At 42.9% G+C, this 15,248-nt stretch carries 16 protein-coding genes; 14 read left to right on the top strand and 2 right to left on the bottom strand.

The window, feature by feature from the left end:
• Nucleotides 1-95 precede the first annotated feature (95 nt).
• The 12 genes from ISG33_RS14310 to ISG33_RS14255 all read left to right on the top strand — a co-directional run bounded on the left by ISG33_RS14310 (nt 96) and on the right by ISG33_RS14255 (nt 7,520).
• Nucleotides 96-461 (top strand): ribonuclease E inhibitor RraB, encoded by a 366-nt coding sequence (locus tag ISG33_RS14310; RefSeq protein ID WP_195734275.1) that lies wholly within the window; start codon nt 96-98, stop codon nt 459-461.
• 256 nt (nt 462-717) lie between these two features.
• Nucleotides 718-1,089 (top strand): hypothetical protein, encoded by a 372-nt coding sequence (locus ISG33_RS14305; protein WP_195734274.1) that lies wholly within the window; start codon nt 718-720, stop codon nt 1,087-1,089.
• Entirely contained in the window at nt 1,079-1,549 is a 471-nt protein-coding gene (locus ISG33_RS14300) for a hypothetical protein (RefSeq protein ID WP_195734273.1), read from the top strand. Before ISG33_RS14305 ends, ISG33_RS14300 begins: the two co-directional genes overlap by 11 nt.
• A 69-nt stretch (nt 1,550-1,618) precedes the next feature.
• On the top strand, nt 1,619-1,993 hold the full coding sequence (locus ISG33_RS14295) for an energy transducer TonB (RefSeq protein ID WP_195734272.1): 375 nt from the start codon (nt 1,619-1,621) through the stop codon (nt 1,991-1,993).
• Between the two features lie 336 nt (nt 1,994-2,329).
• Entirely contained in the window at nt 2,330-2,767 is a 438-nt protein-coding gene (locus ISG33_RS14290; protein WP_195734271.1) for a hypothetical protein, read from the top strand.
• A gap of 433 nt (nt 2,768-3,200) precedes the next feature.
• Nucleotides 3,201-3,635: a hypothetical protein gene (locus ISG33_RS14285; protein WP_195734270.1), complete on the top strand. Its 435-nt coding sequence runs from the start codon at nt 3,201-3,203 to the stop codon at nt 3,633-3,635.
• Nucleotides 3,636-3,799: 164 nt separating this feature from the next.
• Complete coding sequence (locus ISG33_RS14280; protein ID WP_195734269.1) at nt 3,800-5,434, top strand: carbohydrate-binding protein; 1,635 nt, start codon at nt 3,800-3,802, stop codon at nt 5,432-5,434.
• Between the two features lie 60 nt (nt 5,435-5,494).
• On the top strand, nt 5,495-6,007 hold the full coding sequence (locus tag ISG33_RS14275) for a tetratricopeptide repeat protein (RefSeq protein ID WP_195734268.1): 513 nt from the start codon (nt 5,495-5,497) through the stop codon (nt 6,005-6,007).
• Between the two features lie 64 nt (nt 6,008-6,071).
• Nucleotides 6,072-6,719 carry a DUF1287 domain-containing protein gene (locus ISG33_RS14270; RefSeq protein ID WP_195734267.1) on the top strand — a complete coding sequence of 216 codons (648 nt, stop codon included), beginning with the start codon at nt 6,072-6,074 and terminating at the stop codon, nt 6,717-6,719.
• An 8-nt stretch (nt 6,720-6,727) separates the two neighbouring features.
• Nucleotides 6,728-6,952 carry a hypothetical protein gene (locus ISG33_RS14265; protein ID WP_195734266.1) on the top strand — a complete coding sequence of 75 codons (225 nt, stop codon included), beginning with the start codon at nt 6,728-6,730 and terminating at the stop codon, nt 6,950-6,952.
• On the top strand, nt 6,949-7,239 hold the full coding sequence (locus ISG33_RS14260; RefSeq protein WP_195734265.1) for a hypothetical protein: 291 nt from the start codon (nt 6,949-6,951) through the stop codon (nt 7,237-7,239). Before ISG33_RS14265 ends, ISG33_RS14260 begins: the two co-directional genes overlap by 4 nt.
• Nucleotides 7,240-7,253: 14 nt before the next feature.
• Nucleotides 7,254-7,520: a hypothetical protein gene (locus ISG33_RS14255; RefSeq protein ID WP_195734264.1), complete on the top strand. Its 267-nt coding sequence runs from the start codon at nt 7,254-7,256 to the stop codon at nt 7,518-7,520.
• Between the two features lie 116 nt (nt 7,521-7,636).
• On the opposite strand, the gene ISG33_RS14250 is transcribed toward ISG33_RS14255, so the two are convergent.
• Entirely contained in the window at nt 7,637-11,638 is a 4,002-nt protein-coding gene (locus tag ISG33_RS14250) for a rhombosortase-dependent M36 family metallopeptidase (protein WP_195734263.1), read from the bottom strand.
• 340 nt (nt 11,639-11,978) lie between these two features.
• Here ISG33_RS14250 and ISG33_RS14245 point away from each other — a divergent pair, with 340 nt between their 5' ends.
• Both ISG33_RS14245 and ISG33_RS14240 read left to right on the top strand, forming a co-directional pair.
• Nucleotides 11,979-12,569 (top strand): serine protease external chaperone, encoded by a 591-nt coding sequence (locus tag ISG33_RS14245; RefSeq protein ID WP_195734262.1) that lies wholly within the window; start codon nt 11,979-11,981, stop codon nt 12,567-12,569.
• Between the two features lie 127 nt (nt 12,570-12,696).
• A complete protein-coding gene (locus tag ISG33_RS14240) occupies nt 12,697-13,647 on the top strand; it encodes an FAD:protein FMN transferase (protein ID WP_195734261.1) in 951 nt (316 codons plus the stop codon).
• Nucleotides 13,648-13,658: 11 nt separating this feature from the next.
• Here ISG33_RS14240 and ISG33_RS14235 read toward each other — a convergent pair whose 3' ends face one another.
• On the bottom strand, nt 13,659-15,041 hold the full coding sequence (locus ISG33_RS14235; protein WP_229333611.1) for a M24 family metallopeptidase: 1,383 nt from the start codon (nt 15,039-15,041) through the stop codon (nt 13,659-13,661).
• Nucleotides 15,042-15,248: the final 207 nt, after the last annotated feature.

Below are 15,248 nucleotides of genomic sequence, written 5' to 3'. Positions count from 1 at the left end.
ATTGTGTATAACAAAAAGTTGAAGACAGACATAAATCAAAGAGCGCATTTCTGCCGCTTAAGTAACTGCTATATGGCTAGAGGAGAGGTTTAACTATGTTTAATTTTCCAGATGATGAAGATGGGAATGTTCTCAAAATATTAGCTGAGAGAGGTCTCGATATGACCGCTCCTATTGAAATTGAATTCGCAATATTTGCTAAAGATGAAAGTGCAGCTAAGGCCATCGCTAATGAGATGGAGAGGGTTGGTCTCAATGCAGAAATTGACTTTGATGAAGGGGATCTGGATGATGGTGAAGCACCTACAGAGGACAATAGAGAGTTTTGGCCGTGTTGGTCAATCTACCATGTAGTTACTATTGTTCCCTCGTATCAAGAGATAGTATCAATACAAAAGCGTCTTGACGTCGCAGCCAAGCCTTATGGGGGCTATTCTGATGGGTGGAATGTCCAAATATAGAACGCTAATTTAAAAGGGATATTTCTGCATGGAAAAGTAACGCAAATGGAAATATGAGATGGTTTTTGCTGGATGCGAAATGTCACTTAAAGACTCTTCTTTTAGGCCTGTTTCAAATATAACGTTTTTTGATTCTGGGTCTGGCGCATCAAAAGTTTGGCGTCGGTGTGACAAAATGTAATAAATGTATGAAAACAGATTTGGCACAAGAGTGGCGCCAAAGCGCTTATGCAAACTGTTAGTTCAAGGAGTAAATTTGAAGTTTTTAAGAGCAGTTTTAAGTGGGCTCTACTGTATTTTTGCTGCAATCGGTGTAGCGTCAATTGTTATGGGAAGCGCTCCTCCTTTTGCAGCCATTTTTGTAGTTGCCTATGTGACCGTTGCTGCTGCACTCAATCTCAAAGGTGGTAAAGTTGCCCGATGGGTTGCATATGGATTATCAGTTTTATTCATGGTACTCGGGCTTTTGTCTTTAGCTATGTTCGTTTCCTCATTCTTTGGACAAGAATTTGACAATCTTTTACTCTATGTATTGGTCGTATTTGGTATCGTCGGGTTTGGCACTTTTATATCGCTTAAAGAGCAATTTTCCCCGCTCAAGCGGCTGCTAGGCTTCTATGAAAGTTAGTCGCTCTGAAAAAGTGGTGTATAGATTTTTGATGTTTTGGAGTGCCAAGGGAGCTTGGGTAACACTTTTCGTCATCATTGGTTCTTTTCTTTTCGTATCTCTTTTTGGTAATTATCCTCAATGGAAACAAGAGGACTACAACAAGGCGTTGATAAAATACTTCGATCCATTGCTTGAGAATGTTACTTACACCAGAATGCAAAATGGTGATAATTCAACAAAGTTATTTTTTTCCTATTCAGATGGAAGCGACTTGTCCAAAGAAGACTTTGAAAGAGCTGATAAGCAAGATATTGTGAACGCTTGGAAAATTGATATTTTAAACTTGGTTTGTGTTCACGATGATTTCCGGGCTGAACTTAAAATGGGCAGAAGTATCGAAATTGACCTTAAAGATGGTGATTCATTCAATGGGAAGGGGCACATAGCTAATATGAGGATTTATGAAGAGCGTTGTTAAGCCCAGCAAGAAAATTAAGGCGACCAACGTCGCTTAATTTGGTGTTAGCCACTATATAGGAAGTATGAGATGAAAAAAGTTGTTTTAATTTTGCTTGGTTCACTGCTGTTTGGATGCAACTCTACAAGTAATCAAAGCAAATTAAATTTTTGTGAAAGAAATGGAGAAGGAATAACGCGCGAAACTAGTTCACCGCTCGTTAGAATTGAACCCAAGTACCCTAAAGAGGCATACGAAAACAATATTGCCGGCCAAGTTACGCTGTCTTTTCGTGTAGATAAGAATGGGGATACAAAAGATATAAGAGTTATTTCATCAACACCGGAGCAAGTCTTCGATAAGGTAGGCACTGAAGCTGTTAGAAAGTGGAAATATTTGCCATCTTGCCTTAATGGTGTCGTACAAAACACTCAATTAGAAACAACCCTTACGTTTGGAAAATAGAGGCAAACAAGGCGCGTTTGGCCGCATAGCATTACAGTTCGCCGGCCCCATAGCTTAATGTTACATGTTGGAAGTAACATTAATTTATTGCTTGTGTGTTCTGAAAATCGTTTATGTAGCCTAAACCGCAGAAGAGGTCATCAGTCAATATAACAACGTTGATGCTATCGCTTGTGGAACAAATTTGGATTCAAAAATACCACTCTCTGCGTTAACTGCTATTCAAATATTAGGTACAAACATGCCGTGGACGTATAATAAAAAGTCAGACGGATAAAAATGGATTGCAATCGCACCGTTTATTAAGGTGTTGTGCTGATAAGGATATTTATAAAAATGAAAATTGTTGTTTTAAGCGTTCTGTCTTTTCTTCTCATGGCTTGTGCGTCCAACGATGAAGGTATTTCTCCGTTTACCTTTTCGGAGCAAGAGATATCTAGAATTCAAAATGGATATATAAATCGAGATGAGTCTGTTTTCCCATTTATCCTAGTCGCAGATGGTGGACCCAATGGCAGCATTAGCATGGAAAAGCCTAATTCAGGAAATCTCAATTACCTAAGAAATTATGGTGTTGTATATTTAGCAATCGTAAATGAGAGAGGCAGGGTAATTCATAAAAAGCTAATTGCAGGTCAGCGAAACATGCGCGGCAACAACGCAGTATTTTTCAATCAAATAATTAGCAATATTCCCTTCAATAGAGAAGGCGAAAATCAGAATCGAGAGATGGTTGTACCAATTGCACTTACGTATCCTTTGGAAACCTATTAAGGAATTTAAGCCACATAATAGTTGTATCAACGCACTCCCTGCGGTCGCTGGGACAACTTAAAGTGTAGCCATCTAGGTTTGCAATAGATGTTTTTTTACAATAAATAAAATGGATGATTATGGAATTGTTTAGTTCACTACTATTTAACTTGGGTCTAGTATTTTTCGTTGTATTTGCGATCGCAATATTTCTTGCTTTGAAGCAGAATAAAAAATAATTACTATTAATGAACATGCACGGGGCCCCACGCTTAGGTGTTAATTGATTGAGGATTATAAAAGCGACAGGTAGTCCGACCGAGAGGGGATGTCACTTGTTGCTTGAAGCCTTCCCCCATTGGTCAAAAAAGTGACTAAATGAGGCGTCTAATAGTCAGTATTTAACTTTAAACGAATCTCAGTTTTTGGGATTTAAAGAGTGCAGATTTCCAACATGAAAGAGTTAGCAATAATCCCGACAAAATATCAAAGTGTCTTTTCCGGTTTATACGAAAGACTATCCAGTTTACTTTGGTTGTTTGCCATCTCAATTGCTGCCTGGTTTGTATTTTCAATAGAAATTGCTAGCACTTCGTTTCTCATCCCTTTTTTATTCTTTAGTATTAGCTACGTGATTTTTTTCTTATTTTTCTATAAGGGTGCGTCACGAAGAATTATATTTAATGAAGAAGGCTTTGAGTTCTGCAGCTATGAAAACAAACGCTTTGTGAAATGGTCAGAATATCAGGGATACAAGATAACAAAGTTTATTCCCCATCAAGTTAAAATAAAGATTCAAGACAGAGAAAGTATCGTGTTTGGTTTTTATGCATTTTCCTCAGAGCAGCGAAAAAAACTGTTCAGTATTCTTGATGCTGGAGAATTTTGAAGAGCGTCGATCTTGTGTAAAACGATAGTTTTCCTCCTCTAAGACATTGTTCTTTAGTATATAAATACTCCATTAATCGAATTAGTAGTTGCATGTCATTCCATTGATCTCTAATGTAAACGTTTACATTTTATTAACCGTAAATTAACGTAAGAGAAAATATTATGGCCAAACTTCACAACATAAGGGCTTTAAAACATTTACTCATTAGCATTTATTTGATGGTAGTTGCTGTTTCAGGAAGTGCTTTTGCTCAATCTCCAAATAACCAGCTGCGCGGAGGTGAAATTCAATCCTTCGATGAATATAAGTACGGAAAGGTTGAGGTAAGAATGTACTCTCAGCGCGTTACAGGCACTACAAGTACCTTTTTTTGGTGGCGAGAAGGCGGACATAGATGTGGAACTAAATGGAATGAAATCGATATTGAAACAATTCCCGTCGATGGAAAGTATCAATCGAACCCTATCTGGCAAACCAGTGACGATGATTGCGATATTAAACGTTCGGAAGCACTTCACGGAGATGCCGACTTATATGACAGGTGGGTAACCTATACCTTGGAATGGACACCTGACTCTATCACTTGGTACCACGATGGCATCCGTGATCGCCGAATCACTCGTGATAACCACCCCTCTATTAATCATATTCAAGAGTTCATGCGCTACTGCTTTAACCTTTGGACGCAAGGAAATGCAAATCCAGACTGGCTCGGTAATCTCGATTTTAATAAGTTACGCTCTACTCCGGTATATCAATTTGTTGATTACTTTAGATATTACGCTTGGAACGGCAGTGGTTTTAATAATAACCCGACAAAAACAATTAACTTTTCTAGTCAGAGCGATATAGACAATAACTTTGCGGTTTCTAGCTGGGAATTTAGCGAGAGTAAGGGCTTTTTGTCGTGGTCTCCCGATGCTGTTGGTGTAGTAGATATTGGTGGTGGAAATGGTGCTTTATGGCTAGGGCTGTTTCATGAAGGCGATGAGCGAGCACCTAATAGCAGTGAAATCCCTGGGGGCTCATCTGGGTCGAATGCAGGTCAAAATGGCAGCATTACCATAGAAGCAGAATCTGCCATAAACTCAAACGGTTTGAGGATTCGTCCGAATAACTTGGGTTACATTAGTAACGGGTCTTGGGCGACATATTCGGCTGTTAATATTCCTAGCGCAGGCGAGTATGATATTACTTATCGTGCATCAAGCGGTGGCAATGGTGGAACTATTCAGCTTGAGCGTGCTGGTGGAAGTGCTGTCTTTGGTAGCGTGGATATTCCAGCAACAGGCAGTTGGTCGACATTCAGAGAAACGACACATACCGTCAACCTACCTGCGGGTAATTTGAGCTTTGGGATGTATTTTGCCGATGGCGGCTTCAACCTTGATAAATTCACCATAAAAGCGAAGTCTTTATCGCCAGTAGGAGCTACAAGGCTAGTAGAAGCTGAAAGCGCGATTGGTTCGAGTGGTTTGCGCATAGCGGCTCGGAACCTTGGCTACATTACAAATGGTGCTTGGGCGAGCTATAGCGCAATAAATATAGGTACAGCAGGTCAGTATCGTGTTACCTACAGGGTATCAAGTGGCGGTGATGGAGGCAGTATTCAGCTAGAACAAGCGGGCGGCGCTCGGGTATTTGGTGAAGTAGCAGTACCAGCAACCGGAGCATGGTCTAACTATACGACGGTGAGTCATATTGTCACTTTACCGAGAGGAAATCTTCAGTTTGGAATGTACTTTGCCGACGGTGGATTTAATCTGGATCATTTCTCTATTGTAAGGATGCAATAAAAATTTAAAATAGGGGGGCAAAGCAAGTTAATCTTACTTGTTTAACGAGATGTGGTTTTGATGAAATATTACTTACTTTTAGCCCCTGCGTTCTTCTTTTTAACCGCTTGTAGTTCAACACCGGTTACTACTCAAGTAAAGCACATGCCTTACGGTAAGGTGCTTTCACTTGCCCAAGAGGGCAATTCTGAAGCCATTCATACTCTGTGTTTTCGTCATATATATGGCTATGATGGAGCTGCAAGAGACTATGCTAAAGCGCTGAACTATTGTGAGTTAGCCACTAAAAACGACAATATAAATGCCTATACCTTGCTCGCAGAAATGTATTTTTCGGGTCACGGTGTTAAGCGCGATTATGTAAGAGCGAATGAGCTTTATACATTCGCTGCGCAAAGAGGTCATGCGCATGCTCAATTGATGCTGTTTTTTATTTATGATGGCGGGCTTGGTGTCGCTGTTGACCCCTCAGCAGCAGATTATTGGCTCGCACAATCGCTATCGAGAGACTATGCTAAGGCGCTTGAGGTCTTTGAGCATAGAGCAAAAGAGGCTGCGGCAGGAAATATCTAAACACAATTTCGATTAATTGCTAAGATATCGATAAGCCTTCCCTTTCAAGGAGTCGATTCATAAGATGAAGATGCTATTTAAGCCTTGCATTAAGTTCAGCGCATTTTTTTGTATTCTACTGAGCTTGTTACTGCCGGTCAGAGCTGAACAATTGACGCTAGAGCCTTTAACTCTTGTTCATGCAGCCAAAGAGCGCTTAACGCACTCGGTGAGATATGACGGTAGGTATATTTCAATTCCTTACCCAAATGGTGACGTTCCTAAAGAGATTGGCGTGTGTACAGACCTTGTCATTAGAAGTCTTCGAACTGTTGATCTAGACTTACAAGCGCTTGTGCATGAAGACATGAAAAAGAATTTTAATGCTTATCCATCAGAGCGTATTTGGGGCTTAAGCAAACCGGATTCTAATATCGACCATCGTCGCGTGCCCAATTTACAAGTATTCTTTAAGCGCTATGCTAACTCTTTAGCGTTGAGGAGAAAGGCGAGTGATTATGCCGACAACGACTTCCTTCCTGGCGATATTGTGTCGTGGATGTTACCCGGTAACCTACCTCATATTGGTATCGTCGTTGATGAACGCCATTCAGTCACGAATAGGCTCATGGTCGTCCACAATATTGGTAGTGGGCCCCAACTGGAAGACATGCTTTTTGATTATAAAATCACCGGCCATTATCGTTTTGAAAATGCGATTGGAGAGGAGTAAAGCTTGATATGAAAGTAGAAAAGGGTTCTCAAGATGCCGAGCAAGATAAGCTATCCATACCAATACGAATGCTTATTGGCTTGGCTTCACTTCCTTCAATGGCACTGGCGTTTATGTTAGTGAGCGCCATAATTGATGGGCAAGCAGCGGGTATTGGTGCATTTGAAACGCTATATGCTTTAGTCGGATTTATTGCTTTTTATGTCGCACTCAGTGGTAAGAAACTATTTTGATTATATTCAGACAATGTTTAGCGGCCATATTTTTCTTATTTGCCTGTTTTACCGTCATTTTTGTTATCAGAGGTGATCTTGCGTTAGGGCACCTCGTCTCAGCCTATGCTTTTTTCTTACTCGCCTATGCTGCATGGCCAAGAAAATCTCGGGAGCAACTTGAATCCGACAGCAAGGTTGGCGATATACTCGAAATTATCATTGAGTTTCCCATCGAGTTAATTGTTTACGTGTTTCGCCTTTTGCGTGCGATTTTCAGTAAAAGTAATATAGATTTAGATATATAAGATATGGATGAACGATGGATTTAGCGCTCAACGTTATTTTAATTATGTTATTCGGTATTGGTGCAGCTATGTTTTATGTGGGCTCATTAATCGCTGTGGTAACCGCTTTCGGAAAGAAACAATACGCCTTCGGCGCAATAACTCTGCTACTCCCACCCTTTGCTGTTATTTACTGCCTCGTTTACAAACAGAGTGCCAATTACCCTGCCCGTTTCTTGTTAGGTGGCACTTTAATGATGGCGCTTGCCTACATCCTAGCAATTTCTTTTCATCGCTTGTAAAAAAAAGCCCTGTTAGTTGTGAAGTGTCCCATTTAATAAAGTCACTTCACTGTCCTAACAGCGCTTTTGTATAGTGAATTAAGCAGCACAATTATTTAGTGCTGCTCTTTCTACACTTACTTTTTACGGCGTCTCAAGAACGCTATTGGTGCTAACAGTAGTGCAATCCAGCCCATGCTTCCGCTGCTTCTTAATGAAGCCTCTTCTGCTGGTGGTTCTGGTAAGTTATTGACTGTTACTACCCATGTTTGCGAGTCTGATGCCATACCATCCGAAGCGGTAACGGTGAACTCAATTTGGCTAGATAACGAGACAGAAGGTGCTGTAAAGCTCATCGTTGCAGTATCAGCGCCAGTCATTTGCACGCCAATCCCCGCCGTTTGCGTCCAGCTATACGAAATGGTGTCATCCGTATTTCTGTCTTGCGCACTTGCTGACAAGGTGAGTGAGCTGCGCTCATCGACTGCCGCAGTTCCTGATACAGGATCTAAGCGTGGAGCTGAATTATCACAGCTTGCTGTTTCACCACTGGTAACCTCAGAAAACACTGGGCTATCAATATTCGTGAACGTGACGTTATCGACGAACCAACCAAAATCACTTCCTGAGCTGTCAGTTGCCATGCGGAAGCGGAATCTCACTTCACTGCCGTTTAGTGTCGTACCGAAGTTAATAACTTCTCTACCGCCATCGGCAGGAGCGAAGTTTCTTCCGGTAAATACGCCACGGCCAGCAAGTGGCTGATCTTCAACGGCTGGGTCAAGAACGGCGTTATAACCGAAGTCGAATTGACCTCCAAACGCGGTTACGTCAGCCCAATCGCTACCGTTGACAGAAAGTTCAACTACACCGCCGTCAAAACCAGTTTCAAACAAATACGCATGCCAGAACGAAATACTAAAGTTGTCTTGGAAGCCAACTTCCATGGTCGAGCTTTCGTACGCTACGTCTGTTTCAAAACCTGAATCAATGAAGCGGATAGTGCGAGCACCGAGGTCGGTGCGTGGGTTGCCACCTTGGAAGAAGGGTGTGTTCACTGTATCAAAGATGAAGTTAATTGCATCTTCACCGCCAACCATAGCGTTTGGCGTCCAATCAGCTACGCTACTACCATCTTCCATGTCGTCAGTTGCTTCACCTCCCACAGGGTCAACTTTCTCAAAGCTAAAGTTTAATGAGGTGCTTATTCCTACAGGTAAAGGCTCAACAATTTCATCATTTTCCATCGCTTCTGGGAAAACAACAACGAAGGCCACGTCTTCAGCTATTGCTGCGTCATTTATCGTTACCTGTATTGGGGCACTGGTACTGCGGGTGAATGGTGCAAGGTCATCGAAAGTGATAAGACCGTCATTCTCTAAAGTAATATCAGCATCACCTTGAACAATAACCTGGGCAGTAATACCAGACAACATTTCGCTACCGCTATTTGCTATTGTCACGGTTAGAGTACCTGTTTCACCAATATCAAGTACGCCATCATCTGAACAGAAACCAACAGTCTCGCCGTCGAAGTTGGTATTGAGGTCTAAATCAACTGCAGAGTATGCTGCCAATTCTGTGAGGTTTGAAGGTACAACGCCTGATAGGTTGGTCGAGAATCGATCTGGTGAAACAGCACCAAGACCCATACCACGCTTAGCAAATGCCGCAAGTGCTAGGTCAAAATCACCTTGATCGTTTGCTATTGCTGCGGCAAGTATCGCATCACGAGCTTCGGTGTATAACGGTGATACTGGAGTGAGCTTGTACCCTTCAACGATGTAGCGCGATATACGTGCTTTTGCTTCGTCGAAACCATGCGTATTGATCAAAGAAACATAGAAATCCCATAAAGACACAGCCCAGATTTCACCTGCTCCATGCGGAGAAAGGTTACTCGTTGCAGGGAAACCTGCGGGGCCAGCGCCCGTGGTGATGTGCTCAAAACTAAATGGGTTTACATCTAAATCGCTACTGTAAGGCGCGCGACGAATGCCTCGGAAGAAGTCAGTAACGTATGTACCAACACCATAACCTACAGCGAATTCCTCGTTACCAGGTAGCAGTAAATCTTCTTCCTGTGTCACAAATATCATGGCATGGACATCAGCCCAACCTTCGCCCATCGCTCGACCTTGGAAGTTGTTCAAACCACTTGCATTACCGATCAATCTGTTTTGAATGTAGTGGCCAAATTCATGCGCAATAATCGCATTATCGAATGTAGAGTCTTTTAATGGGAAGGTACTGAACATGCTAACTTCAGCGGTGCCGTCGGCATCAATGATGTCGTACAAACTAGCGCCGTCTTGGAAGCTTAGACCTTGTGAAGCGATGAAAACAGTGTCGTCACTTCCACCCATTGGTGCAGGTGTTCCATCATCGGTGTTGTTAACGATGATCGCACCAATCGCTCCAGCGTTTTGGGCGTTAAGTACCTTTGTTGTAAAGGCACATGCGCCACGGTCTATAATGGCAATATTGCCAGCCAGTTCTGCGATGTTCACTGCTGGTTGACAGCCATCGTTTACACTAGCGGCACCATCAGCATCATCACCGTCGTCGATACGAACAACTGCTCCTGCAACATCTGAGTATTGCTGAGGACCAAATGAGGCAAGTTGACTTGTACCCAGTACACCAAGTTCGTCTGGAGTTGTGACCATTATGCCCCAGTCTTCACCAACAACAGCGTCTTTGTCTGTCCATAGGAACTGTTGCATACGAGGGCTTGCGCCATCGGCAGGTGTAGACATATTCGCGTTATTTAAACCAGAGTTGTCCTGCGCTTCAAGTAGCAATGGGTCATTTTCCACACCGCCTCGACCGAAGTTTGACAACTGTGCATTACCCGACGCTTCGTCAAAACCAAAATCGTAATAGTAGTTGTGCAAATAGTTAGTCATGTAAAATAAGTTAACGATCGCTGCTTTTCGGTTATTCAGCGAGTTTGCACGTTGTGACTCATCGATAACGTAGTCGAAAGTTCGAACCGACGTTACTTCGGCTGTGAAATCACCCAGTGAGAAACCTTGTGGCGCAATAACATCAGCATATGCAAAGGCATTGTTGCCCGAGACTGTTGTCGCGTCTTCTGGTAGCCACGGATCTTGTCTACTAAAGAAAGGCATACTCTCGACAGTTACCAGCGGTGCATCTAAGATTTCGGTAGGGTCGTTGCCAGGAGTAAGTGCAGGTAGCACTTTACCATGCGGGCCTTGCATAGGAACGAGGTCGTCCTGAGCGTAAGCGCGATAGTGGAAAGCCGAGTCGTCGCTTGTCATTCTGTGCTTATGTAAAATTTTGCCGCTTACCGCATCTACAACATAGCCGTAAAGAACACCGTTTACTGAGTCAGCTTCGGCGATGTCAACTTCAACGTAATAAGACGCTCTAAGGCCTTTATTACTGTCAAAATAGACTTTTTTAGCACGCGGTTGCATGCCTAAGTCAATATTACCTTCACTAATTTGAGCATTAAATACTTCATATTTACCGCTGTTTGTTGAATCGCCGAAAGAGACGCTTACATCCTGTTCGGCAGCATTTGATAGCGCAAACTCAATCGCTTTTTGAGCGCTACCAAAATTTGAATCTGGTGCGATTTGGCCTTGCGGGAGTAAATTCTGAGAAAAGTAACCAGACGCTGCGACCAAGTTCATTTCGCTATTGAGCATCACGTTCATCTCACGATTGAAAACTTCGATACCGCTCACTTCTTGAGTGTATTTTGCGATTCGAGTGCCTTTACCCATATCATGAAAAGATGACAAAATAGCTTGACTAACGCCGCCTTTATTAACACTTACACCAGTGAGGGCATTGAGATAATGGTTCGCTGCTGCTTTTGGTTGTGCGCTCGGTGCAACATTCGACAAGTTAGGTGCGCGCATGTTTTGCGGAGCCCAAACAAAGGTCGCTTTACCCAGTGAAGCATCGAATTGACTCTTCATGCCACTCACTGTTGGCTGCGCCGCTAGTGCTTGTTGTGCAGAGGCGTCGTAGCTGGTAAATGCTTGAGAAGCGTAGTTACCACCTATGTTGATGACTTCACTTGCTGGCACCGCGTTAACAGCTAATGAGCCAAGGGCCATCGTCACTGTTGCCGCGATCAAGGTCGGCTTGAATATTTTCATTTTGTTTCCTTAGTAAGATAGGATTTTTTGTGTAATCCTTTTTTCTAATAATATGTCCCGTGTGCTGCAGGGTAGCGGCAGCGAACTACTCAGTAAATAGCAAAAAGCGTGGCGCTTCTATGCCTGTTAATCAATTGTTACAATTGAGCTGTAAACAATAGCTAACACTTTATTTTGTGTGTTTATAGCACCTACATACATGCGTAGTTGACCTAGCTACGATGAGGCGGCTAGGTTGACATAAATGCATTGAGCTTCATTTCATAATAAACTTACAGCAATGCGAGTAGTCGTAGTAAATTAATAGCAAAGTAGTCGCCAAATACAAAGGAAGAAGTTAATGAAAGATCCACTTTTCGTTTGCCGCAATGCAGCCATTGTGCTGATTGCATTGATGTTGGGGGCTTGTGGTGCTGAGGAAGCACCATCAAATAATGATTCAGCATCGGCTCATAAACAACCAGTAGTTCAGAAACCTGACAAAAAGAGTGTAGAAAGCATCAAAACAAACGGACATGTTTCAAATGAAGCGGATGCAACTGACAACAAAGAAACTGCTAATAAAATTGTATCGCCCTTTCCCGATGCCCCAAAGAGCCTATTGATTAATGGAATTAAGATGTCGGTAAATACAACGCCGTTAAAAAAAGGCGATACGATTTTTGATCACTCGGTGAAACAGAATGCTCAGCTAACTGGGAAGATTGTTGTGGTTTTAAAAGCTGATACCGAGCTGCCAGAGAAGATAAGCGCCGACATCCTCAACAATGACTTTGTGGCCACAAAACTTGCTCCAAGAACCTTTAGTTTATTGGCACTCAGCGATAGCGACCTTTTGGCTAGCTATGCGTCTCTTGAAAATAGCGCGCTTATTGAAAAAGTCGAATTAGGCTTGTTTTATGGTCAGTCAGATAACCGAGAGACGATGTAATATGCTTTCTTTCGCGCGCTCGTCCCTACGTTTCTATGAAAGTTCAGTTAGTGTCGTTTCTTTAGCTTTAACGAAGCTTTTGGGTAGCCTTGTGGGGCGATATCAATATATATGCCTGCAAACCCTAATGTGTTTGTGTCTCTTTACCCTTGCTCTTGGAAGTGCTGAAGCGAAGTGGCATAAGCAAAATGCGACGATTATGGGCACCAATATCTACGTTGAAGTATGGGCGGAAAATGAGACTCAAGGGCAGTTAGCATTAAAAACAGCACTGGCAGAAATGGAACGGATCAATCAATTAATGAGCCCGTATATAAGTAGCAGCGAGCTTAGTCTAATAAATGAGCAAGCAGGAAAGACCCCTTTCGTGATCAGTGACGAGATGTTTGAGCTACTTGATAAAGCTGTCAAAATCTCAGAACTCACAAAAGGTGCGTTTGATATTACCTTTGCAAGCGTTGGCTATCTTTATAATTACAAAGAAGGTCAACGACCCGATGATGAGACTATTGATTCTTTATTAAATGCGATTGACTACAAACACATCCAACTTAATGATAAAGAACGTACAGTCTACTTTTTAAACGACAAGGTGAAAATTGATTTAGGCGGCATAGCAAAAGGCCATGCGGTGGATAACGCTATTTCGCTTTTAGAAAGAATGGGCATTCTGAATGCTTTAGTAACCGCCGGTGGAGATACACGTTTGCTGGGCGACCGTCGAGGTAAACCATGGATAGTAGGAATTCGAGACCCCCGTAACAGAGACAAACAAGCGGTGCTTTTACCCATGCAAGACAGCGCAATGTCAACATCCGGCGATTATGAGCGTTATTTTGAAGAAGATGGTCAACGCTACCATCATATCTTGTCACCAAAAACCGGCAAATCAACCTACGATGTACAATCGGTTAGCATCATCGGACCAAGCTCAACCTTTAACGATGCCCTTTCTACAGCGGTTTTCGTGATGGGTTTACGGGAAGGTTTAGGGTTAATAAACCGCATCGATAATTACGACGCGGTGGTAATGGACAATAAGCGCAAAATGCACTATTCCACTGGATTACAGCAATAGCGTATCACTAGCTATTTACTTGTTATAAGCACCAAGTCTTGTTGCGGCGGAATGAGGTATTCGGCAACTTTTGCATTGATTACAACCATTTCTTCTACCGAAATGGTTTTTGCTTGTCCGTCGGGCAAGTACCAGCTGAAAAAGCCATCGAACGCAAAGGTCATTCCCTTAGCTAATTTTCGATTGGATGCAGGGCGAACGGAAACCGCGCGCGAGCCGCCTAAATTTGGGCCTGTATCGTGGGCAACGTAGCCTACTGGGTGGCCAGTACTCCACATTAGCGGTAGCGATCCTCTTGCTTTCATTACTGCTCTTTGTGCTGCGTCAACCTCAATTCCCTTAACTCCAGGCTTCATCGCTTTAAAGGCCGCGCTTCGGCCCTCTTTTGCATTTTCCCAATAACGGGCAATATCTTCTGGAGCGGTAATTTCACCTTCTTTTAGAACATAGGCGAAACGCTGAATGTCGGTTACCCAGCGGTCGAATACTCGAATGCCAAAATCTGTTTGAATGACATCTCCAGCTTGAATCACTTTTGCTGTGGCATGCGAGTGTCCGCGGTCAGTGCCTGAATTTACATTTGGGTTTTGCTCTGGTGCCCACGCATCTCCTACACCTGCTTCTCGCATTTTAGCTTTTAAGTAAGCGGCAACGTCGGCATCGGTAGTCACACCCGGAACGATTTGTTGATAGGCCTCTATCTGCCACTTTGCAGTCAGCGCAGCCGCCCTGCGCATAATTTCAACTTCGCTGGGTAACTTAACAGACAACCACTGATACACGACTTCGTCGGCAGAGCGAAGACGTTGGCTAAACTCATCGCCTAATTCTTTCGTAAGTGCCTGATATTGGGTATAACTCAAGCCATCAGCTTGAGCATTTGTAGCAGAAATGTTGATAGCGATGCGTTTGAAGTTTTGTTGCTTGATATAATTAACAGCCAAGCTCAGTGCAGAGCTGTTGCGCGCTACGGAGACTACTTCGTTAACTACATTGCTATCACGTAGAGCGGTCGATTCCCCAGAAGGTGAAAACGCCATTGAGTGGAAATCCGCAGCTTTATCTTCTGGTTGAGTGTGGAAAAGGAATACTGCTGTTTGCCCTGCATTTTCACAACCAATATGTTCGGCCAAAGGGTCGTTATTGTTTTCTCGGCAAATGACCAACCAAGCATCCACGTCCGCAGCTTTGAGTGCCTGCGGCAATAGTGTTTGAATGCGTTCTTTTCGAATTTCTGGCCAAGGTGATTTACCTTTGAATTCATCATTGCTAGCGCTTGTGTGAAATGATGAAAATAACGCCGTGGCAAAAATAGACGACAAAACGACGAGTTTTAATGGGCTGTTTTCCATTGGGCAGATTCGGGGTGTATTGCGTAGCAAGAATTTCAGCATATTTAGTCCTTTAGTGTTTATACTTGGTCAAAGTGTTCTTTACTATCGCCGATGCTGTAGAGAATGTCTAAATTAATGACCGGTGAGAATCTATTGAGTAACCGCGAATGGGCTTCACTATGCGAACTAGCGGGGAAGGACAAACATCCGTGTTTGGCTCAGCGTCCCTGCTAGAGCATTTTCCATTTTAACATTGTTATAAGGCCG

Source organism: Marinibium conchae, assembly GCF_015595035.1.
GTDB lineage: Bacteria > Pseudomonadota > Gammaproteobacteria > Enterobacterales > Alteromonadaceae > Glaciecola.
Note: the sequence above shows the minus strand (reverse complement) of the source record. Positions and strands in the feature narration are given on the sequence as shown.

Excerpts from the sequence above, each read along its gene's own strand:
- ISG33_RS14310 (WP_195734275.1), top strand. The coding sequence starts at position 96 with ATGTTTAATTTTCCAGATGATGAAGATGGGAATGTTCTCAAAATATTA.
- ISG33_RS14300 (WP_195734273.1), top strand. The coding sequence starts at position 1,079 with ATGAAAGTTAGTCGCTCTGAAAAAGTGGTGTATAGATTTTTGATGTTT.
- ISG33_RS14295 (WP_195734272.1), top strand. The coding sequence starts at position 1,619 with ATGAAAAAAGTTGTTTTAATTTTGCTTGGTTCACTGCTGTTTGGATGC.
- ISG33_RS14290 (WP_195734271.1), top strand. The coding sequence starts at position 2,330 with ATGAAAATTGTTGTTTTAAGCGTTCTGTCTTTTCTTCTCATGGCTTGT.
- ISG33_RS14285 (WP_195734270.1), top strand. The coding sequence starts at position 3,201 with ATGAAAGAGTTAGCAATAATCCCGACAAAATATCAAAGTGTCTTTTCC.
- ISG33_RS14280 (WP_195734269.1), top strand. The coding sequence starts at position 3,800 with ATGGCCAAACTTCACAACATAAGGGCTTTAAAACATTTACTCATTAGC.
- ISG33_RS14275 (WP_195734268.1), top strand. The coding sequence starts at position 5,495 with ATGAAATATTACTTACTTTTAGCCCCTGCGTTCTTCTTTTTAACCGCT.
- ISG33_RS14270 (WP_195734267.1), top strand. The coding sequence starts at position 6,072 with ATGAAGATGCTATTTAAGCCTTGCATTAAGTTCAGCGCATTTTTTTGT.
- ISG33_RS14265 (WP_195734266.1), top strand. The coding sequence starts at position 6,728 with ATGAAAGTAGAAAAGGGTTCTCAAGATGCCGAGCAAGATAAGCTATCC.
- ISG33_RS14255 (WP_195734264.1), top strand. The coding sequence starts at position 7,254 with ATGGATTTAGCGCTCAACGTTATTTTAATTATGTTATTCGGTATTGGT.
- ISG33_RS14250 (WP_195734263.1), bottom strand. The coding sequence starts at position 11,638 with ATGAAAATATTCAAGCCGACCTTGATCGCGGCAACAGTGACGATGGCC.
- ISG33_RS14245 (WP_195734262.1), top strand. The coding sequence starts at position 11,979 with ATGAAAGATCCACTTTTCGTTTGCCGCAATGCAGCCATTGTGCTGATT.
- ISG33_RS14240 (WP_195734261.1), top strand. The coding sequence starts at position 12,697 with ATGTGTTTGTGTCTCTTTACCCTTGCTCTTGGAAGTGCTGAAGCGAAG.
- ISG33_RS14235 (WP_229333611.1), bottom strand. The coding sequence starts at position 15,041 with ATGCTGAAATTCTTGCTACGCAATACACCCCGAATCTGCCCAATGGAA.